Annotated in this window: 20 protein-coding genes and 3 tRNA genes; 12 read left to right on the forward strand and 11 right to left on the reverse strand. The window is 69.8% G+C overall.

Features of this window, described 5'->3' with window-relative positions; translation table 11 throughout:
- Together ACGFNP_RS30310 and ACGFNP_RS30315 are read left to right on the forward strand one after the other, a co-directional pair.
- Nucleotides 1-1,341: an MFS transporter gene (locus ACGFNP_RS30310; protein ID WP_393325088.1), complete on the forward strand. Its 1,341-nt coding sequence runs from the start codon at nt 1-3 to the stop codon at nt 1,339-1,341.
- 34 nt (nt 1,342-1,375) lie between these two features.
- Nucleotides 1,376-2,110: a ferritin-like domain-containing protein gene (locus ACGFNP_RS30315; RefSeq protein ID WP_393324744.1), complete on the forward strand. Its 735-nt coding sequence runs from the start codon at nt 1,376-1,378 to the stop codon at nt 2,108-2,110.
- Nucleotides 2,111-2,125: 15 nt separating this feature from the next.
- On the opposite strand, the gene ACGFNP_RS30320 is transcribed toward ACGFNP_RS30315, so the two are convergent.
- Genes ACGFNP_RS30320 through ACGFNP_RS30330 form a run of 3 tightly spaced genes read right to left on the reverse strand, consistent with a single transcriptional unit; the run spans nt 2,126 to nt 3,755 of the window.
- Nucleotides 2,126-2,719, reverse strand: a complete 594-nt coding sequence (locus tag ACGFNP_RS30320) for an HD domain-containing protein (protein ID WP_393324746.1) — start codon at nt 2,717-2,719, stop codon at nt 2,126-2,128.
- Complete coding sequence (locus ACGFNP_RS30325) at nt 2,716-2,937, reverse strand: cold-shock protein (RefSeq protein WP_393324748.1); 222 nt, start codon at nt 2,935-2,937, stop codon at nt 2,716-2,718. The genes ACGFNP_RS30320 and ACGFNP_RS30325 overlap by 4 nt, the downstream gene beginning before the upstream one ends.
- Nucleotides 2,919-3,755 carry an MFS transporter gene (locus ACGFNP_RS30330; RefSeq protein WP_393324750.1) on the reverse strand — a complete coding sequence of 279 codons (837 nt, stop codon included), beginning with the start codon at nt 3,753-3,755 and terminating at the stop codon, nt 2,919-2,921. Before ACGFNP_RS30330 ends, ACGFNP_RS30325 begins: the two co-directional genes overlap by 19 nt.
- A gap of 136 nt (nt 3,756-3,891) precedes the next feature.
- On the opposite strand from ACGFNP_RS30330, the gene ACGFNP_RS30335 reads away from it, so the two are divergent.
- Nucleotides 3,892-4,518 carry a hypothetical protein gene (locus ACGFNP_RS30335; RefSeq protein ID WP_393324752.1) on the forward strand — a complete coding sequence of 209 codons (627 nt, stop codon included), beginning with the start codon at nt 3,892-3,894 and terminating at the stop codon, nt 4,516-4,518.
- Here ACGFNP_RS30335 and ACGFNP_RS30340 read toward each other — a convergent pair.
- From ACGFNP_RS30340 to ACGFNP_RS30360, 5 genes are all read right to left on the reverse strand, one after another.
- A complete protein-coding gene (locus ACGFNP_RS30340) occupies nt 4,491-5,294 on the reverse strand; it encodes an SAM-dependent methyltransferase (protein WP_358325271.1) in 804 nt (267 codons plus the stop codon). The genes ACGFNP_RS30335 and ACGFNP_RS30340 overlap by 28 nt on opposite strands.
- A gap of 256 nt (nt 5,295-5,550) precedes the next feature.
- Nucleotides 5,551-5,625, reverse strand: a tRNA-Val gene (locus tag ACGFNP_RS30345).
- A gap of 1 nt (nt 5,626) precedes the next feature.
- Nucleotides 5,627-5,700 (reverse strand) — tRNA-Cys (locus tag ACGFNP_RS30350).
- A gap of 14 nt (nt 5,701-5,714) precedes the next feature.
- Nucleotides 5,715-5,786: transfer RNA gene (locus ACGFNP_RS30355), tRNA-Gly, on the reverse strand.
- A 38-nt stretch (nt 5,787-5,824) separates the two neighbouring features.
- Nucleotides 5,825-6,460: an amino acid-binding protein gene (locus ACGFNP_RS30360; RefSeq protein WP_358325273.1), complete on the reverse strand. Its 636-nt coding sequence runs from the start codon at nt 6,458-6,460 to the stop codon at nt 5,825-5,827.
- Between the two features lie 81 nt (nt 6,461-6,541).
- Here ACGFNP_RS30360 and dusB point away from each other — a divergent pair, with 81 nt between their 5' ends.
- Nucleotides 6,542-7,651 carry a tRNA dihydrouridine synthase DusB gene (gene dusB / locus ACGFNP_RS30365; RefSeq protein ID WP_393324755.1) on the forward strand — a complete coding sequence of 370 codons (1,110 nt, stop codon included), beginning with the start codon at nt 6,542-6,544 and terminating at the stop codon, nt 7,649-7,651.
- A 52-nt stretch (nt 7,652-7,703) separates the two neighbouring features.
- Here dusB and ACGFNP_RS30370 read toward each other — a convergent pair whose 3' ends face one another.
- Nucleotides 7,704-8,483: a phytanoyl-CoA dioxygenase family protein gene (locus ACGFNP_RS30370; RefSeq protein WP_358325279.1), complete on the reverse strand. Its 780-nt coding sequence runs from the start codon at nt 8,481-8,483 to the stop codon at nt 7,704-7,706.
- Between the two features lie 40 nt (nt 8,484-8,523).
- Here ACGFNP_RS30370 and ACGFNP_RS30375 point away from each other — a divergent pair, with 40 nt between their 5' ends.
- Entirely contained in the window at nt 8,524-9,429 is a 906-nt protein-coding gene (locus tag ACGFNP_RS30375; protein WP_393324757.1) for a helix-turn-helix domain-containing protein, read from the forward strand.
- Here the strand turns inward: ACGFNP_RS30375 and ACGFNP_RS30380 are convergent.
- The gene (locus ACGFNP_RS30380) at nt 9,426-10,577 is read right to left on the reverse strand and encodes an ROK family protein (protein ID WP_358325284.1); all 1,152 of its coding nucleotides are present in this window, start codon (nt 10,575-10,577) and stop codon (nt 9,426-9,428) included. The genes ACGFNP_RS30375 and ACGFNP_RS30380 overlap by 4 nt on opposite strands.
- 166 nt (nt 10,578-10,743) lie before the next feature.
- Between ACGFNP_RS30380 and ACGFNP_RS30385 the strand changes: the two genes are divergently transcribed.
- From ACGFNP_RS30385 to ACGFNP_RS30415, 7 genes are read left to right on the forward strand one after another with little or no spacing between them, the layout of a single operon-like run.
- The gene (locus tag ACGFNP_RS30385) at nt 10,744-12,042 is read left to right on the forward strand and encodes a glycoside hydrolase family 36 protein (RefSeq protein ID WP_393324759.1); all 1,299 of its coding nucleotides are present in this window, start codon (nt 10,744-10,746) and stop codon (nt 12,040-12,042) included.
- Nucleotides 12,039-12,914: a carbohydrate ABC transporter permease gene (locus ACGFNP_RS30390; RefSeq protein WP_393324761.1), complete on the forward strand. Its 876-nt coding sequence runs from the start codon at nt 12,039-12,041 to the stop codon at nt 12,912-12,914. Before ACGFNP_RS30385 ends, ACGFNP_RS30390 begins: the two co-directional genes overlap by 4 nt.
- 8 nt (nt 12,915-12,922) lie before the next feature.
- A complete protein-coding gene (locus tag ACGFNP_RS30395) occupies nt 12,923-13,732 on the forward strand; it encodes a carbohydrate ABC transporter permease (protein WP_393324763.1) in 810 nt (269 codons plus the stop codon).
- A gap of 10 nt (nt 13,733-13,742) precedes the next feature.
- Complete coding sequence (locus tag ACGFNP_RS30400) at nt 13,743-15,074, forward strand: ABC transporter substrate-binding protein (RefSeq protein ID WP_393324765.1); 1,332 nt, start codon at nt 13,743-13,745, stop codon at nt 15,072-15,074.
- Nucleotides 15,071-16,615, forward strand: a complete 1,545-nt coding sequence (locus tag ACGFNP_RS30405) for an alkaline phosphatase D family protein (protein ID WP_358325298.1) — start codon at nt 15,071-15,073, stop codon at nt 16,613-16,615. The genes ACGFNP_RS30400 and ACGFNP_RS30405 overlap by 4 nt, the downstream gene beginning before the upstream one ends.
- Before the next feature lie 10 nt (nt 16,616-16,625).
- Nucleotides 16,626-18,563, forward strand: a complete 1,938-nt coding sequence (locus ACGFNP_RS30410; protein ID WP_393324767.1) for an NPCBM/NEW2 domain-containing protein — start codon at nt 16,626-16,628, stop codon at nt 18,561-18,563.
- A gap of 11 nt (nt 18,564-18,574) precedes the next feature.
- Entirely contained in the window at nt 18,575-20,179 is a 1,605-nt protein-coding gene (locus ACGFNP_RS30415; RefSeq protein WP_393324769.1) for a beta-N-acetylhexosaminidase, read from the forward strand.
- On the opposite strand, the gene ACGFNP_RS30420 is transcribed toward ACGFNP_RS30415, so the two are convergent.
- The gene (locus ACGFNP_RS30420) at nt 20,176-20,673 is read right to left on the reverse strand and encodes a DUF2087 domain-containing protein (protein ID WP_358325307.1); all 498 of its coding nucleotides are present in this window, start codon (nt 20,671-20,673) and stop codon (nt 20,176-20,178) included. The two genes, ACGFNP_RS30415 and ACGFNP_RS30420, sit on opposite strands and share 4 nt — an antisense overlap.
- Nucleotides 20,674-20,709: the final 36 nt, after the last annotated feature.

The following is a 20,709-nucleotide window of genomic DNA, read 5'->3' on the forward strand; positions in this document are numbered from 1 at the left end:
ATGATCGTGTTGTGTCTTGTCCAATTCATGCTCGTGCTCGACGACACCGTGGTGAACGTGGCCCTGCCCAGCATCCGCGATGAGCTGGGCTTCAGTGCGTCCGGGTTGCCCTGGGTCGTCAACGCCTACTTCCTGGCCTTCGGCGGGCTGTTGCTGCTGTGCGGCCGGATGGCGGACCTGCTGGGCCGCCGTCGAGTCTTCCTCATCGGGGTGGCGCTGTTCGGGGCGGCCAGCCTGGCCTGCGGGCTCGCGCTGGAGCCGTGGCAGCTCATGATCGGGAGGTTCGCGCAGGGCGCGGGTTCCGCGATGGCCAGTCCGGCGGCGATGGCGATGATCACGTTGCTGTATTCGGGTCCGGAGGAGCGGGCCAAGGCGCTGGGCATCTGGGGCGGCATCGCGGCCCTGGGCGGAACCTCGGGCCTGGTGCTGTCCGGAGCGCTGACCGACCTGGTGTCCTGGCGCTGGATCTTCCTGATCAACCTGCCCATCGTCGTCGTGGCCCTGGCACTGCTTCCCCGCCTGGTCCCCGAGTCCCGCGCGCCCGGCCGGCGCCGCCTCGACGTTCCCGGCGCGGTCCTGGGCACCGGTGCCGCGGTGTCGCTGGTGTACGGGCTGCTCCGGGCCGGCGAGACCGGCTGGAGCGATCCGATCGTCCTCGGTGCCGTCGTGCTCTCCGCCGCCTTGGCGGTGGCATTCGTGGTGGTCGAGTCGCGGGCGGTGGCGCCGCTGGTGCCCGGATCGTTCCTGGCCTCACGGACGCGGGCGGTCGGCAACGGCGCGACCCTGCTGTTCTCGATGGCGATGTACGCGATGTCGTTCCTGTTGATGATCCAGGTGCAGACCGTTCTCGGCTACAGCCCGCTCCTGGCCGGCATCGCCTATCTGCCCTACGGCGCCGGCATCCTGGCGGGCATGTGGCTGTCCGCCCGCATCTCGCTCAGGATCGGGACGCGCTGGGCGCTCCTGCTGGCCTTCCTGGTCAACATCGCCGGCCTGCTGCTGCTGTCCGGCGTGGCGGCGGGCGACTCCTACGCTGCCCACGTCCTGCCTGGCATGCTCATTCTGAGCGTGGGCAACGGGCTGAGCCTGCCCGTCATGGCCGTGACCGCGGTCGACGGCACCACCGAGGAGGACGCCGGTCTCGGTTCGGCCGTGTTCACCTCCGTCCAGCAGATCGGCGGCGCCATCGGGGTGGCCGCGCTGGCCATCATGGGCTACTCGGGCGGGCTCATGGCGGGCGCGGTCTGCGTGGCGCTCGGCGCCGTACTCATCGTCGTACTGCTGCCATCGCCGCGGCTGCCCGCCGGAGAACATGCACAAAATCTCGACAGTCACCCGTAGGATTTGCGCACAATCCGTTCGTACGGTGAAGCGCATGAAGGATGGTGCCGACTTCGCCACCTGGGTGGCGAGGTTCGAAGCGGCGGCCGCGCGACGGCGCGCCGACGGCGATCCCGGCTGGCGGCGGAGTGCGTGTCTCCACCGGTCGGTGCTCGCGAGCATCCAGCGCTTCCAGGTCGGCGAGAGCGGCGACGGCGCCGCTCTGATCGCCAAAGCGGACGAAGCCGGAGACGACGCCTACAGCACGGCAGTCCGGCTCTTCGTCGGAGAGGAGCAGAACCATGCCCGCCTGCTCGCCCGCCTCCTGTCCGCCGCCGGCGCCCCGACGTTGCCCGGGCACTGGAGCGACACCGTCTTCGTACGGTTACGCCGGATGCCGGGCTTACGCCGGGAACTGATGGTCCTGATGATCGCCGAGGTGATCGCGCTGCGCTACTACCGGGCACTGCGCGACGGCGCGGGCGATCCGCTCGCCGCCGACGTCGCCGCCCGGATCCTGGCCGATGAGGAGCGTCACGTCTCGTTTCACTCCCTGCGCCTCAGCGGGTCGTTCCGCCACCTCAACGCCGCGGGCCGGGTCGTACTGGCGAGCTTGTGGTGGTGCCTCATGCTCGGCACGGTGACGGTGGTAGCCGTCGATCATGGTCTGGCCCTGCGCTGCCTGGGCCTGTCTCGCAGCCGCTTCGTCCGCGACGTGTGCGCCTTGTTCAGGGCAGCGGTCTCAGCGTCCGTACGGCGCCGGGGCCTGAGCGTCTTCGAGCCGGGTTGATCACGATCGTGCTGATCAGGGCTTGATCGGGTAGGCGGTCTGGAAGGTGAGTCTGCTGTCGGCGTCGTTCGCGACCCGCGTGATGAACTCGTCCAGGTCCATGAACACCTGCCACGGTGGCTGGCCGCTCGCGGCGGCGAGCCGGTCGACGATGAGCTGCTCGAGGTCGACCACCCGTTTCGCCTTCCAGATCTTGTCGGCGAGGCTGACGAGATGGTCCGCGAGGTCCGTGTCGGGTGCGGTCCATGAGGCGTGAGTACGGGCGAAGCGAGCGAGTCGTTCTTCGACACCATGGGAACGAAGGAGTCCGTAGCCGTCGGCCTCGTGGGCGGAGCCCGGTCCGGCCAGCTCTTCGAGGTGCAGGGTCTTGCCGATGTCGTGTGACGCGGCACCGAACAGGACGGCTTCCCGGTCGATCCGCACCGTGGTGTGCCGCGCGTCGAGCCAGTCGAGGATCTCGCAGGCCACGTCGTGAACCGCCCGCAAATGAGCCGCGAGGCGCGGCGGCGCGTCCAGCGACTCCAGGAGAACGGCGACCCGGGGAGGAAGGGGGCGAAGAGGAGGGTCGCCGGGGTCGGTGAGCGCGTGGAGGAGGGACGCGGATGTCACAGCGTGCGGACGTTGAGGGCGCGGAACTGGAAGCTGTCCTGCTGCCCTTCCTCGATCTCGAATTCCACCGCATCGCCCGGATGGAGTTCCCGGTAGCCGTCGCCGACGACCTCGCTGAAGTGCGCGAACGCGTCGCCACGCCCCTCGGGGAGGTCGGGGGAGGAGATCGCTCCCCAGCCCTGCTCAGCCTTCCAGAACTTCACCGTCCCGCGTGCCATGCCCCCAGTGTGCCACCGGCCGCGTCCACAAGCAGGTGGTCAGCGTCCGGTGGTGGCAGGGTTGGCGTGATGACGAGCACCGCCGAGAGCGCGAACATCTCCCCGACGCCGAGATCCTGCTCGGCCCCCAGGGTCCGTCCCATCACCAGCGGCAGTGCCAGATAGACCTGGAACGACAGTACGTACGAGCCGGTCATCGCCAGCGCGAAGCACCAGAAGGGCCGGTTGCCCAGCACGATCCGCCATCCTGAGCGCTCCTGGCGCGGCTCGGGCGGCAGTGCCGGAAGCCCGATCCCCTGCAGGACGGTCAGCAGCACGAACACCCCGGCCGCGGCCAGCGCCACGACGCGGAAGTCCAGCCCCGACAGCGCGAGCCCGGCCAGCGGGCCGAGCAGCAGCCCCGCCTGCCCGGCCATGTTGAACCAGCCGAACGCCCGCACCCGGTCATCCGCCGTCACGGCCAGCAGCGAGCGCACGCCCGGGTCGAACAGCGCTCCGGCGAACCCGGTCACCGCCGACGCCACCACCAGCGTCATGACCCCGTCGGCGAAACCGAGCAGCGCGAACCCGGCGGCCCGCAACCCGCAACCGGCCAGCACCGTGACCCGGCAGCCCCACCGATCCGCCAGGTAGCCGCCGACCAGCGCCATCCCGCGCTGGCTGGCGTTGCGCACCCCCATCACCAGCCCGACCGCCCAGGCCGCCAGCCCGAGCCCGTGGGTCAGGTGCACGGCGAGGTAGGGCATCAGTAGATTGAAGCCGAGCTTGATGGTGAACTGGTTCAGCAGCAGCAGCCGCACAAGGCGTCGATCGCTCATAGTGATGGACACAATACGGAGTGTCTCCATCGGCGTGGCCGAGGTCGGCGAGGTCCGACCGGCTCGGCGACGCTCGCCGCGTCGCGGCCATGCCCCAACGGCGGGACCATGGAGTGTGACGGTTCTCCTGCGCGCGATGATCGAGGTTCGGACGCCTGACCCGTTCGGGGCATGGCCGCTTGCCGAGTGCGACGCGTTCAGCGGGCTCGCGCTCTCCGCGCTCGTTTCGCCGGCGGAGGTGGGGACGGTGATGGCCACGCTGGCCGACGTTCACGTACCGGACTGCGAAGAACTCGACGCGGACACCATCGTCAGGCGCCTGCTGGAGCAGGACGCCTTGATCGCACCAGGCGGCCTGGAGCTGCACGACCCCTCCACCGGTGTGACCATCGTTCCCGGCTGCTGTTCGGGGCTGGAGGACTGGCGTGCCTGGTCGGAGGCGCCGGCCGGCGGCGATGTGTGGCTGGGCCACGATCCGGCCCCGTCGATCGCGGTGAACGGCGATCGGCTGCGGGTCCGGCAGGATGGGGGACCCGGTGAAGGCGGCGACTTCGTCGACGTGCCCGTCGCGCTGTTTCCCGCCCTTCTGGAGACCGTCCACCACGACCTGGTGGGCTTTCTCGGGCGAGTAGAGGAGTGGGCCGACGGCGTCACGTCGTCGCTGTCGGCGGCGTTGGTGCGCAGGCTGGATGAAGCGCTGAGTATCTCCGAACCGTCAGGAGATGTTGCCGGGGTTTACGGCTTGCGGCCGACGCCACCGTAGAGCCATCGCGTGGCCGCCGGGGCCAGGTCGTCCGGGTCGGGGTGCCAGGTGTCGATGGTGACCAGGCCGGGAGGCACCAGCTCGAATCCCTCGAAGAAGCGCGCCACCTCAGCGTGTTCGCGGAAGTAGATCGGCGTTGGCGTGGCCGCGTAAACGGCCTCGATCGCGGCTACCGCGTCCGCCGGGTGGTCGTCGCGGGTGACGTGGGTCATCGTGAGGTAGCTGCCGGACGGCAGAGCGTCGCGCAGTTGGCCCATGACCGCGCCCCGCTCGTCCATGGTCAGGAAGTGCACCATGGCGATCATCAGGACGCCGACCGGCTCGTTGAAGTCGATGATCTTGACGGTCTGCGGGTGTTCGAGGACCTCGGTGGGGCGCCGCATGTCGGCGGCGGCCACGGTGGTGTTGTCGTCGGTCGCGAGCAGGGCGCGGCCGTGTTGCAGCACAACGGGGTCGTTGTCGACGTAGACGACGCGGGCGTCGGGGATGATCTCCTGGGCGATCTCGTGCGTGTTGCCGACCGTGGGCAGGCCGGAACCGATGTCGATGAACTGCCTAACGCCCTGCCTCGCCATGTGGCGTACGGCGCGGCGCAGGAACGCCCGGTTCTCCAGGGCCAGCTGGCGGATCTCCGGCATGGCCTTCTCGACTCGGCCGACGGCTTCCCGGTCGATCTCGAAGTTGTCCTTGCCGCCCAGGTAGTAGTCGTACATCCGGGCGACGCTCGGCCTGGTGACGTCGATGCCGCCAGGCCCGATCGCGTCCTGCTGCGTCATCAACAGCCTCCATCGCCTAGATCATTTTCCCCAAAAATACCGCAAACACTGGAGATAGCGCATCAAGCGGTGGTCGACCGACGATTCCGTCGAGGCATAACGAAGGCCTCAACCAGGACGTATGGGCATCGACAGGGATATTTACGCAGAGTCAGAAGCTTCAATCGACTGCACTGGCCACCGACACGACCATGCGGGGCACAACAAGAAGCCCCAGACTCCCGGCGTGTGCCGTGAGCTGGGGCTGTGACTAGCGTGGTGGACGATACTGGGATTGAACCAGTGACCCCTTCCGTGTCAGGGAAGTGCTCTCCCGCTGAGCTAATCGTCCTTGGAGGTGGAGACGGGATTTGAACCCGTGTGGACGGCTTTGCAGGCCGCTGCCTCGCCTCTCGGCCACTCCACCGAGTCGCCAATCCGAGCGGAAGACGGGATTCGAACCCGCGACCCTCACCTTGGCAAGGTGATGCTCTACCACTGAGCCACTTCCGCGTTGCCCCATAACTCTAGCGGGTTTTCCGAGTGGATGCTTACTTGCGGAGCTGGCGAGCCACGCTCCGCTCCGTGGCGGGCAGGCTCAGGAAGATCTCCAGGATGCGGGTGAGGCGGTGCACCTCGATGCGGTGGAAGGCCGGGCCGTCGCTCCTGGCCAGGATGAGGGTGAGGGCCAGGGGTGGCAGCGGGGCGTGGATGACGTGCAGGTCGCCGTCGAGCGTGATCGCCATGGGGCGCGCTGGTATGGCCTGCGGCAGCGCCACGTGCTGTGGCGCGCGCCAGCTCGCGTAGATGACACCCCGTTCGGCGACCGTGGCCGCCCAGTCGGCGCTGAACAGGACCGGCAGCGAGTCGACCAGGGTGGTCAGCGCCCGGTCGCCCGCCGTGGTGATGTACTTGAGAATTTCCAGCTCCGGGTAGGTGCCCGGGGCCTCGCGGGTGGTCCAGATGCCTTCGACCGTCACGTCGGCCACGCTCTGCAGGCTCTTGAGGAGCGTCTGCTTGGGGGTGCCTTCGGGGCAGAAGACCGTGATGTCGTCGACGGCCCGCCCCGCCCCCCTGTCGAGAACCGTGAACTGGGTGATGTCGGCTCCGACGCCGCCGAGGACGCTGGTGATCTGTGCCAGCGAACCTGGCCGGTCGGGCAGTGCGATGCGTACTCGCAGAAGCATCCGTCCCCTCCCCACTAGATGCCAGTTCACAGCCTATCCGCGAATACCCGTCAGGGCCTGACCTGCGCTACAACTGACTGAGTGAAGATTGGACCGATAGGGGTGTGGCCGCCGGTCGTGCTCGCGCCGATGGCGGGCATCACCAACGCGTCGTTCAGGGTGCTCTGCCGCGAGCAGGGCGCCGGGTTGTTCGTGTGCGAGATGATCACGACGCGGGCGCTCGTGGAGCGCAACCCCAAGACGTTCAGGATGATCAGGTTCGCGGAGTCGGAGCGGCCGAGGAGCATCCAGCTGTACGGCGTCGACCCGGGCACGGTGGGGCGCGCGGCCAAGATGATCTCCGAGGAGGACCTGGCCGACCACATCGACCTGAACTTCGGCTGCCCCGTCCCCAAGGTCACCAGGCGTGGCGGCGGCTCCGCGCTGCCGTACAAGCGGAACCTGCTGCGGCGGATCCTGCGCGAGGCCGTCGCGAACGCGGGCCCGCTGCCCGTCACGATGAAGATGCGCAAGGGCATCGACGACGATCACCTCACCTACCTGGACGCCGGCCGGATCGCGGTCGAGGAGGGGGTCGCGGCGATCGCCCTGCACGCCCGCACGGCCAAACAGCACTACGGCGGCGTGGCCGACTGGGACGCGATCGCCCGGCTGAAGGAGGCGGTGCCGGAGGTGCCGGTGCTGGGCAACGGCGACATCTGGTGCGCCGACGACGCCCTGCGCATGGTGGCGGAGACCGGGTGCGACGGCGTGGTCGTGGGGCGCGGATGCCTGGGCCGGCCGTGGCTGTTCCGGGATCTGGAGAACGCGTTCAACGGCAGTCCGGAGCGGGTACGGCCGAGCCTCGGCGAGGTGGCCGCGATGATGGCCAGGCACGCCGAGGGGCTCACCGAGTGCTTCGACATCGAGCGTTACGCGATCGCCGACTTCCGCAAGCACGTCGGCTGGTATCTGAAGGGGTTCACGGTCGGCGGCGAGCTGCGCCGCGAACTGGCCACCGCCGAGTCGCTCGACGGCCTGCGCGAAGGGCTGGCCAAGCTGGAGCACGACCAGCCGTGGCCGTCCAACACCGACACCCCGCGCGGGAAGTCGGGCGAGCGCGGCAAGGTGCAGTTGCCGGACGGCTGGCTGGACGACCCGTGGGACTGTGTCGTGCCTTCAGACGCTGAATCGGATATTTCCGGCGGCTGACCCACGCGGCTTCAACGCGGCTCAACGCGGCTCAGCGCGGCTCAGCGCGGCTTCAGTGCGGGCCGACGGCCTCAGTGCCGCAGGGTCCGCCGCCGGTGGCGGGCTGGAGCTGGATCGGGTCGCCCGACATCGTGAGCGTCGGGTAGTACGCGGAGATGCGTTCGGCGGAACGGCCCGTGTAATGGCAGATGAAGCTGCGCCTGAACCGGTCGGCCGTGCTGTTCGGCTCGGAGCCGTGCACCAGGCTGCCGTTGAAGAACAGCACGTCGCCCGGTTCCATGTCGACCGGCACGCGTTCGAGGCCCGGCGGCGGCGGGACGTAATCCTTGGTGAAGGAGACGTCGCTGTCGGCCTCCTCGGGACAGAACAGGTCCATCAGGTGCGTGCCGGGCACCACCTCCAGCCCGCCGTTGGCGCGGTCGACGCGGTCCAGCGCCATCCAGGCGGCCACGCACGTGCCCGGTTCGACCCGCAGGTAGAAGTTGTCCTGATGCAGTGCCTGCCCGCGCGCGCCGGGCGGCTTGAAGTAGAACATGCTCTGGGCTGCTATCGGCTCTTCGCCGAGCAGGTCGCGGAGTACGGCGGCGATCCTGGCGTCGAGCAGGTACCGTAGCGCGACGTCGTTGACCTGGTGAGGGTGCATGATGCGCGGATAGTCCCGCAGGATGTCGTACGGCCCGCCGGGTTCCTGTGGCTTCGGGGTGAAGTGGCCGGGGATCGGCCCGCCGGCGTGCAACGCCATGAACTCCTCCCGCAGCTCCGCCACCTCGTCTGCGGCCAGGAGACCGGGTACCAGGACAAACCCTCGATCATGGAAGTCTGTGAGCCTCATACCTTCACGCTAAGGAGCCGGATCGGTGAACGGTATGCCTATGACCGCTGAGGAAATGTCTGTTCCTGCTGCCGAGCTGACGATCGTGGGCCACTTCGACAACCGGCCCGGGTACGTCACGCGGCGCGTCACCGGGTCGCCGAGCTGGCTGCTCATGTGGACGCAGGACGGGGCGGGGCTGGTCGAGCAGGCGGGGGTGTCGTTCACGGCCGGGCCGGGGGATCTGGTGGTGCTCGGGTCCGGCGCCGCGCAGCACTACCGGGTGGCGCCGGGGGCGGAGCGGTGGCGCTTCTGGTGGGCGCACTTCCAGCCGCGCCCGGCCTGGCTGGGGTGGCTCGGTGAGTACGCCCGGGCCACGGGCTGCCACCTGGTCCAAGGCGTTCCCCAGCCGACCCGCGACCAGATCGACGAGGCCTTCGACCGCGCCTCCAGAAACGCCCGCTGGCTGCCACCCACGATCGGCCCCGCCGCCGTCCGGCCCCCGCGCGAGTACGCGCCCGCCGTCGCCGTCTCAGGTCCCGCACGGGACCTGGTGCTGAACGCCGTCGAGGAGGTGATCCTGCTGGCCACCGCCTCCGCTCGGCCGTCCGGGGACGCCCGGCGCGCCGAGGAGCGCGGGGATGCGCGGGTCCACCGGGCACTCGCCCTCATCGCCGCCGAACCGGGCGCGCAGCACTCGGTCGCCTCCCTGGCCAGGGCCGTCGCCCTGTCGCCGTCCCGGTTCGCGCATCTGTTCACGGCCGAGACCGGCCACACGCCCATGCGCGCCGTACGCCGGGCGCGGATCCAGCACGCGGCCCGGCTGCTGGAGGTGACGGACATGGACGTCGGCCAGGTCGCGGCGGCGTCGGGCTTCGTCAGCCCGTTCCACTTCAGCCGGGCCTTCAGCCACGAGTACGGCATGCCGCCCCGCGACTTCCGCTCCCGCCTAAGGCCAAACGCCTAGCGCATCGGAGTGAGAGGGGCGTCGGAGGTGAACAGCTCGCGGCTCAGGTGGTCGGCGGCGTAGTCGATGGCGCCCATCACCACGCATTCGTCCCCCAGCGTCGACGCCCGTACCTCCGGCATTCGCATGCACGCCCGCTCCAGCCGTTCCCGCAGCGGCGCCAGCAGGACGTCGGCCGAGCGGGAGAAGCCGCCCCCCAGCACCACCATCTGCGGGTCCAGCACCAGCACCATGGCCGCCGTGCCCACCGCGAGGTCGTCCACGTAGCGGTCCACGGCGGCCAGGGCGACGGGATGCCCGTCGCGGGCCGCCGCCAGCGTGTAGCCGGCCGCGTCCTCGGGCGCCGTGCCCTCGGGCACGACCTCGCAGCCGTTCAGGTGTTCGGGGGCGTCGTACCAGCGGGCCTCCGGCAGCATGACGATCTCGCCGGCGGCGGCGCCGAAGCCCCTGTGCACCTTGCCGTCGATGATGAGTCCGGTGCCCATGCGCCGCCCGACGTGTAGGAACACCACGTCCCGAGCCCCCTGGGCGGCGCCGCGCCGGGCTTCGGCCAGTGCGGCCAGGCGGCTGTCGTTCTCGATCAGCACCTGGCACGAGAACATCTCGCGCAGCTTGCCCGCCAGATCGAGGCCCGTCCAGGCGGGGATCGCGGCCGAGAAGGCGACGCGGCCCTCCGGCGTGAGCACGCCCGTCGTGCCGACGGCCACCGTCCAGAGGTCCGTGGCCGTCCTGCCGCTGAGCGCCAGGCAGCCGGAGACCGCGCGGTCTATGGCGGCCAGACGCTCCTCCAGCGGCGCGCCGGGCAGGACGGGCTGCCGGGTCTCGGCCAGGATCTCGCCGTCGAGGTCGGACAGCGCGGCCCGTACGTTGTGCCCGCCTATGTCGATGCCGACCAGGCAGCCGCTGTCGGCGCGGAACCGGTAGCGGCGGGCCGGCCGGCCCATCGTGCCCGGCGAAGGCGGCACCTCCTCCACCCAGCCCAGCTCCATGAGCTCGTCGGCGACCTCCTTCATGGAGGGCCGCGACAGCCCCGTCCGCTCGGCGAGCGCCGAGAGGGTGAGCGGACCGGCCCCGCGCAGCGCCCGTATCGCGGTCAGCGAGTTGAGCTGCCTGAGCCGGGACAGGTCGCCGCCGCGGAGGTTCGCCATCGCCGTCCCTAATGTAGGTGTCCTCTGTAACTCACCATTATGCCAGCGTTCGTTTCTGCTTAAGCACCGGCACTTCTGTGCGAGATCGGGCATTGACCCCTGTGAACCCGTGGTGCTACTAATGAAGCGCTCCTTCGTAAGTAGATCAACAGGAATAGAGGGTCTGATGTCGTTCGCAGACGTGGGCGAGGTCGTCCATCAGCCAGGCGAGGCCCGGGTCTTCGAGCACGGCTGGCAGTCATGGAGCCCCACCGGTGCCTACCGCCTCGGCGAGACCCCGCCCAGGCCCGCGGACGGCAACATCCAGATCCTCTGCTACCGCCCCGAGACCCCGGTGCCCGCCGGCGTGTTCCAGGGTGAGGGCCTGCTCGCGATCGACCCCGGCGGCGGCGCGCCGCTGGAGCTGTGGTCCGCGCCGAACCCCTTGGAGGTGCCCTCCATCCGGGCGCGCGAGGAGGGCGGCCGGCTGATCGTGAGCGCGAACGGTCCCGTACGCCACCAGGTCGGCGCGTCACTGGAGGAGTGGGCGGACGGCATGGCCGAGGGGTACGCGCCCGCCGCGTTCCCGGCGGTCCCGCCCATGTGGTGCACCTGGTACGGCTACTGGGGCAAGGTCACCGAGCAGGACGTCCTGGACAACCTGCGCCTGTCGGAGCGGCACGCCCTGGGCGCCGACATGTTCCTCATCGACGACGGCTACGAGGCCGAGATCGGCGACTGGCTCGACCCGCGTCCCGGCTTCGGCTCGCTGCGCGGAGTGGCGCAAACCCTGGGCGAGGCGGGCAGGCGGACCGGCGTCTGGACCGCCCCCTTCCTGGTCGGCCACCGCAGCCAGATCTTCCGCGAGCACCCCGACTGGCTGGTCGGCGGCGCCCACGCGGGCCACATGTGGGACCAGGACCTGGCCGTCCTCGACGTCACCCACCCGGACGCCGCCGCCCACCTGATCGACGTCTTCCGGACCTTCAGCGCGTACGGCATCAGCCACTTCAAGCTCGACTACCTCTACGCCGGGGCGCTGGCGGGCGGCAGGCACGAGGACCTCGACCCGATCGCCGCCTACCGGCGCGGACTGGAGCTGATCCGCGAGGGCGCCGGCCCGGACGCCACCCTGCACGGCTGCGGCGCGCCCATGCTGCCCAGCCTCGGCCTGATCGACATCATGCGGGTCAGCCCGGACATCGCCCCCGTCCTGCACCCCAGGTCGGGCGACATCAGCCAGCCGTCGCAGCTGGGCGCCCGGCTCACCGGCGCGGCCCGCGAGTTCCTGCACGCCCGCTGGTGGGTGAACGACCCCGACTGCATCATCCTGCGCCCCGAGGTGGAGGCCCGGCAGGAGTGGGCCGCCCACATCGAGAGCACCGGCGGCCTGCGCGGCTCCAGCGACCCGATCGAGACGCTCGACGACTGGGGCCTGGAGACGACCCGGCGCCTGATGGTCCCCACCAGGACGGATCCGTCGTGAGGTGGCGGCGCGACTGGCACGCCTACCTGTTCATCGGCCCGAGTCTGCTGGGCGTGCTCGCCTTCCTGCTGCTGCCGATGGTCATCGTCTTCGTGCTGAGCTTCTTCCACTGGGAGCTCCTGTCGCCCCCGACCTTCGCGGGGCTGGACAACTACCGCCGCCTGGCCGGGGACGGGCAGTCCTGGCACTCCCTGTGGATCACCGTCGGGTACGTGCTGCTCTGCATCCCCCTGCAGACGGTCCTGGCCCTGGTGCTCGCCCTCCTGCTCAACCAGCGGATCAAGGGCGTCAGGGTGTTCCGCTCGCTGTTCGTGGTGCCGTGGATGGCCACCCCGATCGTCATGGGCCTGGTCTGGAACTGGATCTTCGACCCGCGTGACGGCGCGATCAACAGCGCGCTGGCCCTGATCGGCGTCACCGGCCCCGACTGGCTGTCGGACGCCACCTGGGCCCTGCCCGCCGTCGCCCTGGTCAACGTCTGGCAGCACACCGGCTACAACATGCTGTTCTTCCTGGCCGGGCTGCAGGGCATCCCGAAGGAGCTCTACGACGCCGCCGCCACCGACGGCGCCACCCCGCGCCAGCGGTTCTGGCGGGTCACGCTGCCGCTGCTCAACCCCACGATGTTCTTCGTCATGGTGACGAACCTGATCGGCGCCTTCCAGGTCTTCGACACCGTCTTCGTGATGACCAACGGCGGGCCGAGCCAGAGCACCGAGGTCATCAACTTCAAGATCTTCCAGACGGCGTTCAGGGAGTTCGACTTCGGCTACGCCTCGACGCTGTCGATGCTGCTCTTCGCGATCATCCTGGGCGTGACGCTGGTGCAGGTCAGGTTCTTCGGCAAACGCACCACCTATGACATGAGCTGAAGGACGACATGACCAAGCGCATCCTGCTCTACGGCACGCTCACCCTGGGCGCCTTCGTCGCCGTCTTCCCCTATCTGCTCGTGGTGCTGACCGCGCTCAAGACCCAGAGCCAGCTCAACTCGACCGAGCCGTGGGTGCCCGGCCTGCCGCCGACCACGGCCAACCTGACCAAGCTCCTTGGCGGCGAGTTTCCCCACTACCTTCTCAACACGGTCGTGATGACCACGCTGCTCACGCTGGGCCAGCTGGTGTTCACCACGTTCGCCGCCTACGCGTTCGCGCGGCTGCGCTTCCGCGGGCGCGAGGTGCTCTTCTGGCTGTACGTGGCCACGATGATGGTGCCGAGCGCCGTCACGATGATCCCGCTGTTCCTGATCATGCGGGAGCTGCACCTGGTCAACACGTGGTACGGCCTGCTGGCGCCGTACGTGCTGGGCACGCCGTACGGGATCTTCCTGATGCGGCAGTTCTTCCGCGGGCTGCCCGCCGGGCTCGAAGAAGCGGCGCGGATCGACGGCGCCGGGCCGCTGAAGATCCTCACCCGGATCCTGCTGCCGCTGTGCCGCCCCGCGATCGGCACGCTGACCATCATCACGGTGATCTCGTCGTGGAACAGCTTCCTCTGGCCGCTGATCATCACCAGCGGTGACGACACCAAGGTGATGACGGTCGCCCTCGCCACCCTCAACTCCGGCATCGGCGTGGACTACAACCTCATGATGGCCGGCGGCCTGATCGCGCTGGTGCCGATGATCGCGATCTTCATCTTCTTCCAGAAGTACATCGTCCGGTCGGTGGTCCTCACCGGCCTCAAATAAGAGAGGTCATATGCGATCCCCCCGCATACGCGAGCTCCGCCATGCCGTGACACTGCTGGCCGCCGCCACGCTCACCCTGACCGCCTGTGGTTCGGGCGGCGGAGGTGACACCGGCGGCGACGGCAAGGTCACCCTGACCTACCGCCTCTGGGACGACCAGCAGAAGGTGGGCTACGACAAGGTCATGGCGGCCTTCGAGAAGGCCAACCCGAACATCGACGTCAAGATCGAGCTGATGCCGTACGACGAGTACTGGACCAAGCTCACCGCCGACGCGGTGGCCGGCACGGCGCCGGACGTGTTCTGGATGACGCCGTCGCAGTTCCCCGAGTTCGTCACCAAGGGCGTCCTGGCCGACATGTCGCCCCTCAAGCTCGACACCACGAAATTTCATCCAACGGTGGTCGGGTCGTTTACCTACCAGGACAAGCTGTACGGCGTTCCCAAGGACTGGGGCATCGTCGGCCTGCTCTACAACAAGGATCTGTTCAAGAAGGCCGGTGTCGAGATGCCGGCCAGTCTCACCTGGAAGCCCGACGGTTCCGGCACGTTCCTTGAGACCGCGCGCAAGCTGACCGTGGACGCGGCCGGCAAGCACCCCGAGGACCCCGGCTTCGACCCGGCCAAGGTCAAGACCTACGGCTTCGCCTCCTGGAACCACTACCAGACCCAGTGGATGAACTGGGTCAACTCCAACGGCGGCAAGCTGCTCGACAAGCCGTTCGGCAAGTACACCTTCAACGACGACGCCTCCGTGCGGGCCCTGCGGTTCGGCGTCGACCTGGTGAACAAGTACCACGTCTCGCCGCCCGCGACCCAGACGAACCCGCCGACCGGCAAGGTCACCGACATGTTCAAGGCGGGCGAGGTGGCGATGTTCCCGGCCAACAACGCGCTGCTGCCGTACGTCGCGCCGGAGGCGAACTTCGAGGTGGGCGTCGCCCTCATGCCCGAGGGCCCGGCCGGCCGCGCGGTCAACCTCAACGGCCTGTCGGAGGCCGTGTACGCCAAGAGCGCGCACCCCCAGGAGGCGATGAAGCTGGCCGCCTACCTCGGCACCGAGGAGCCGCAGAAGCTGATGGCCGCCGAAGGCTACATCCTGCCCGCGCTCAACGGCCTCACCCAGGGCTACGTCGACTACTGGCAGAAGACCAAGCAGATCGACGTCTCCCCGTTCGTCGAGGAGTCGAAGGGCACCACGTTCCCGCTGCCCGTCACCACCGGGTTCACCGGCTTCGAGACCAAGCTCAACCAGATCTTCAACGAGATGTACCTCGGCAAGCTCGACCCCAAGCAGGCCGCGGACCAGGCCGTCACGGAAGGGAACGCGACCGTCAAATGATCAGCCGGCGCTCACTCCTCGCTGGGGGCGCCGGACTGGGACTGACCGCCGCACTGGGTGCCTCACCCGTGCGCGCGGCGGCCCGCCGTGCCCCGATCTCCGACCCCTTCCAGCTCGGCGTCGCCTCCGGCGAGCCGGCCCCCGACGGCGTGGTCCTCTGGACCCGCCTGGCCATGGACCCCGTGGCCCTCGACGGGCTCGGCGGCATGCCGTCGCGTCCCGTCCCCGTCGAATGGCAGCTCGCCAAGGACGAGAACTTCCGCCATGTCGTACGCCGCGGCGTCGAGCTCGCCGGGCCGCAGGCGGCCCACAGCGTCCACGTCGAGCTCGACGGCCTGAACCCCGGCACCGAGTACTTCTACCGCTTCAAGGCGGCAGGCGAGCTCTCCCCGGTGGGCCGCACCCTGACCACCCCAGCCCGCGGCACGCGTGGCCGCGCGCTCAACCTGTCGTTCACCTCCTGCGCCGACTACCAGACCGGCTGGTTCACCCCGTACCGCCGGATGGCCGAGGACCAGCCCGACCTGATCGCCTTCCTCGGCGACTACATCTACGAGTACGGCGACTACAAGTACCCGGTGCGCGACCAGGCCGGGGGAGAGTGCTTCGACCTGGCCGGATACCGGCTCAGGCACGCCCAGCACAAGGCCGACCCGGAGTCGCAGCTGGCGCACGCCATCGCCCCCTGGGTGGTGGTGTGGGACGACCACGACATCGAGAACGCCTGGGCCGGCGACGTGCCCGAGCAGCCCGACCCGCCCTTCCTCAAGCGCCGGGCGGACGCCTTCCAGGCCTACTACGAGAACATGCCGCTGCGCCGCGCCCAGAAGCCGAACGGGTCGTCGCTCAAGCTGTACCGGAGCATCCGCTGGGGCGCGATCGCCAACCTGCACCTGTTAGACACCCGGCAGTACCGCGACATCTACGCCTGCACCGGCAAGAGCGGCACCGTCGGCGCCGACTGCCAGGAGCGCTTCGCCCCCAACCGGACCATCCTCGGCGCCGCCCAGGAAGCTTGGCTCGACGGTGAGCTGCGCGGCTCCAAGGCCACCTGGGACCTGCTCGGCCAGCAGGTCTTCTTCATGGAGATGGACTGGACCAACGGCGAGGGCAAGGGCTACTCCAACGAGGGCTGGGACGGCTACGTCGCCTCCCGCAACCGCCTGGCCGCCGCCATCGACGACTACAAGCGCAACGGCGTCGTGCTCACCGGCGACGTGCACTCGCACTGGGCGGGCGAGATCAAGCGCGACTACCAGGACCCGTCGTCCAAGTCGGTCGCCGTCGAACTCGTCACCACCTCGGTCACCAGCGCCGGCAACGGCCTGGACGAGTACCCCAACACGCAGGTGCTGCTCAACGAGAACCCGCACGTGAAGTTCTTCAACGGCCGCCGCGGCTACGTTCGGGCCAAGCTCACCGAGCGCGAGATGAAGGTCGACTTCCGCTCGCTCTCCCGCGTCACCGAGCCCTACGCCCCCGCCTACACCTCCGGCTCCTTCGTCATCGAGCCCGGCGACCCGGCGCTCCACCCAGCCTGACGGGACCCCCATGCGCACAACCACGGCCGCCCTCGCGGCGGCCCTCCTCACCCTGCCCTTCGTGCCATTACCCGCCTCGGGTGCCGCCGTGAGCGGCCCGCCGATGGGCTGGAGCAGCCGTTCACTCGGCTGCTCGGTCTCGGAGGCGTCCGTACGGCAGGCGGCCGACGCCCTGGCCCCGCTCGCCCCGGCCGGCTACCGCCACGTCATCATCGACGACTGCTGGCTGGCCGCCCAGCGCACCGGCGGAGCCCTGGCCCCCGACGCCACTCGCTTCCCCTCCGGCGTCAAGGCGCTGGCCGACTACCTGCACGGCAAGGGGCTCAAGCTCGGCCTGAGCCTGTCGGCGGGCACCAAGGCGTGCTCCGGCGGCGGCCCCGGCTCCTACAAGAGCGAGGCCGCCGACGCCGAGCAGGTCAAGGGCTGGGGCGTCGACTACGTCAAGTACGACTGGTGCAACATCCCGGCCGCCGACTTCCCCGGCCAGAACGTCCAGCAGATCGCCCAGACCCTCTACCCGCGCATGCGCCAGGCGCTCGGCGACGCGATCGCGTTCGCCATGAACAACGAGGACGGCAGCACCGTGCCGTGGCTCTGGGGCAAGGACACGAAGGCCACCACCTGGCGGACCAACGTCTACAACAAGCCCATCTCCGACAGCTATCCGACCATGGTCGACATCTGGGAGTTCAACCAGCTCAGGGCCGAGTACGCGGGCCCCGGGAGCTGGGCGGACCCCGACCTGATCCAGGCGGGCCGGGGCGGCATGACCGACGCCGAGTACCGCACCCAGGTCAGCCTCTGGGCGGTTGGCGCCTCCCCGCTCATCCTCCAGTCCGACCCGGCCAAGGCGCCGCCGGCGATCGTCGCCAACCCCAAGGTGATCGCCGTCGACCAGGACGCGCTGGGCGTCCAGGGCCGGTTCGTGACGTCCGACGGCTGGTACCACGTGCTGTCCAAGCCCCTGGCGAACGGGGATCAGGCGATCCTGCTGTTCAACGAGAGCGACCGGGCGGCGACGATCTCCACCCGGCTGAAGCCCGCCCGCTACCGCGTCGAGGAGCTGTGGACCGGCGCGGTCACCACCACGGCGGGCGACCTGGCGGCCCAGGTGCCCGCCCACGGGTCCGTGCTGTACCGGGTGAGCGTGAGCCGGGAGCAGGCCCCGCCCGCCGTGCTGGTGGAGACGGACCCGGCCGCGGTCCTGGGCGAGGACCACCCGTCCGTGCTGGAGCCGGGCGTGGAGCGGGAGGTCGTCACCAGGGTCACCAACACCGGGGGCACGGACCGGTTGCGCGACGTCGAGGTGGCGCTGGCCGTACCGGAGGGGTGGCGGGCCAGGGCGCGGACGGCCACCAGGACCGGGCGGCTGGACGGCGGCGAGACGTTCACCGTGAAGTGGGGGGTCACGCCGCCCGCCGGAGCGGAGCTCAAGGACTACGAGATCACCGCGACAGCCGCCAAGTCCACGGCCACCGCCGTCGTCAAGGTCGCGCGGGCGCCAGGATCCGGCCGTACGTACCTGAGCGACCTGCCCTGGACCCGCGTCGCGAACTACTTCGGCCCGGTCGAGAAGGACACCAGCAACGGCGAGAAGGCCGCCGGAGACGGCAAGCCGATCACCATCGAGGGGGTTCGCTACGCCAAGGGGCTCGGTGCTCACGCGCCCGCCGACATCGAGTTCTACACCGCCGGCCGCTGCTCGACCGTCGAGTTCCAGGCCGGGATCGACGACGAGGTGGGCGCGGCGGGGTCGGCCGACCTCGAAGTCTGGGCTGACGGCGGCCGGGTCGCCCACTCGGGCATCGTGACCGGCGCGCAGCCGGCCAGGAAGGTCACCGCGTCGGTGAAGGGCGCCACGTACGTCCGGCTGGTCGCGACCAACGGCGGCGACAACGCCACCTCGGACCACGCCGACTTCGCCGACGCCTCCATAACCTGCCAGTAGGAAGAGAGCTCATGATCGTTCCCAAGCCCGTCCGGTACGAGGTCCGGCAGGGGCGGTTCGTCCTCGATCGGGACACCGCTCTGACCGCGGAGCCGGCGCTCACCGGCGTCGCCTCCTGGTTGCGGGGCGAGCTGAGCCCGGTCACCGGCGGCGAACTGCTGCCGGGACCGGGCTCGGGAACGATCACTCTCCGGCTCCACGACGAGCTGTCACCCGAGGCGTACCGGCTGAGCGTGGCCGACGACGGCGTCGTGATCGAGGGTGGCGGCCCTGCGGGGGTGTTCTACGGGGCGCAGACGCTGCGGCAGCTGCTCCCGGCCGCCGCGTTCAGGAAGGCGGCGGCGGGGGAGCCGCTGGTGCTGCCCGCCGTCCTGATCGAGGACGAGCCGAGGTTCGGGTGGCGCGGCTGCATCCTCGACGTCGCCCGACATTTCATGACCAAGCATGATTTGTTGCGCTTCATCGATCTGATGGCGCTGCACAAGCTCAACGTGCTGCACCTGCACCTCACCGACGACCAGGGCTGGCGCGTCGAGATCAAGCGCTACCCCCGGCTGACCGAGGTCGGCGCCTGGCGCACGGAGAGCCAGACCGGCTGGAACGGCGCCATGGACGGCCGCCCGCACGGCGGCTACTACACGCAGGACGACCTGCGGGAGATCGTCGCCTACGCGGCGCGGCGGTACGTCACGGTCGTGCCGGAGATCGACCTGCCCGGCCACACCCAGGCCGCCATCGCCGCCTACCCCGAGCTGGGCAACCTCGACACCCCGCTGGAGGTGCGCACCACGTGGGGCGTCGGCGTGAACGTGCTGAACGTCGAGGACAGCACGATCGCGTTCTTCCAGAACGTCTTCGACGAGGTGCTGGAGCTGTTCCCGAGCCCGTACGTGTGCGTCGGCGGCGACGAGTGCCGCAAGGACCAGTGGCGGGCCAGCCCCGCCGCGCAGCGCCGCATCGGTGAGCTCGGGCTGCGGGACGAGGACGAGCTGCAGAGCTGGTTCATCCACCGCTTCGACGCGTACCTGGCCGCGCGGGGACGCAGGCTGGTGGGCTGGGACGAGATCCTGGAAGGCGGGCTCGCGCCGGGCGCCGTGGTGGCCTCCTGGCGCGGCGACCTGGGGGCGGTGTCGGCGGCCCGCTCCGGGCACGACGTGATCACCTGCCCGAACACCTCCGTCTACTTCGACTACCGGCAAGGGCCGGGGGAGGACGAGCCGGTGCCGTTCGGGACCGTGCTGACGCTGGAGGACGTGTACGCCTTCGACCCGGTCCCGAAGGAGCTGCGCGACGATCCGGCAGGGGAGCGGGTCCTCGGGTCGCAGTGCGGTCTCTGGACCGAGCTGATCGACTCCAACCGGCGCCTGGACTACATGGCCTTCCCGCGGGTGGCGGCGTTCGCGGAGACGGTGTGGAGCCCGCCCGCCCGGGACCTGGCCGACTTCCGCCTGCGGCTGGCGGCCCACCTGCCGCGGCTGGCCGCGATCGGGGTGGAGTACCGGCAGGAGCCGGGGCCGCTGCCCTGGCAGACCCGGCCGGGCGTCCCCGGCCGGCCGGAGGACCCCGCGCGGTGGCAGGCCAAGATCGACGCCTGGACCAGCAACCTGCAGCGCTAGAGCTCCACCGGGCCGCCGCTGCGCCAGTAGACGTTGTCCTCCCTGGACAGCAGGCACTCGTCCACCAGATACCTGCGCAGAGCCGCGTAGTCATCGTGGAAGGCCCGCAGCGCGACGTTCACGTCCTTCTCCGGATAGCGGACACCGGGCTCGAACACCCGCGAGATGTAGCGGAGCACCACGACCCGCTTCTCGTGCTTCATCGGCATGCTCTTCAGCCGCCCGTCCACCAGGAACGTCTGCAGCAGCCGCTCCTCGGCGCTCACCTCGGGCTCGGGCTCGGCGGCCCGCGCCCGGAGCAGCTCACGGAACTTCTCCGGCGCCGCCCGCCACTTGCCGTCCTCCTCCTGTACGGCCAGCCCACCGGCGGCCAGCCGGGCCAGGACCTTCGGCGACAGTCCGTCGGTGGCGCCGAGGACCAGGGAGGCGAAGGCCCGCAGCGTGTCGTCCTGGGCGAGCAGGCCGAGCACCCGCCTGTTCTCTCCGTCGCTCATTCGTCTATTTTGTCCCATGATCCGCGAGCGAAGTGG

The organism is Nonomuraea sp. NPDC049269 (genome assembly GCF_043197155.1).
GTDB lineage: Bacteria > Actinomycetota > Actinomycetes > Streptosporangiales > Streptosporangiaceae > Nonomuraea.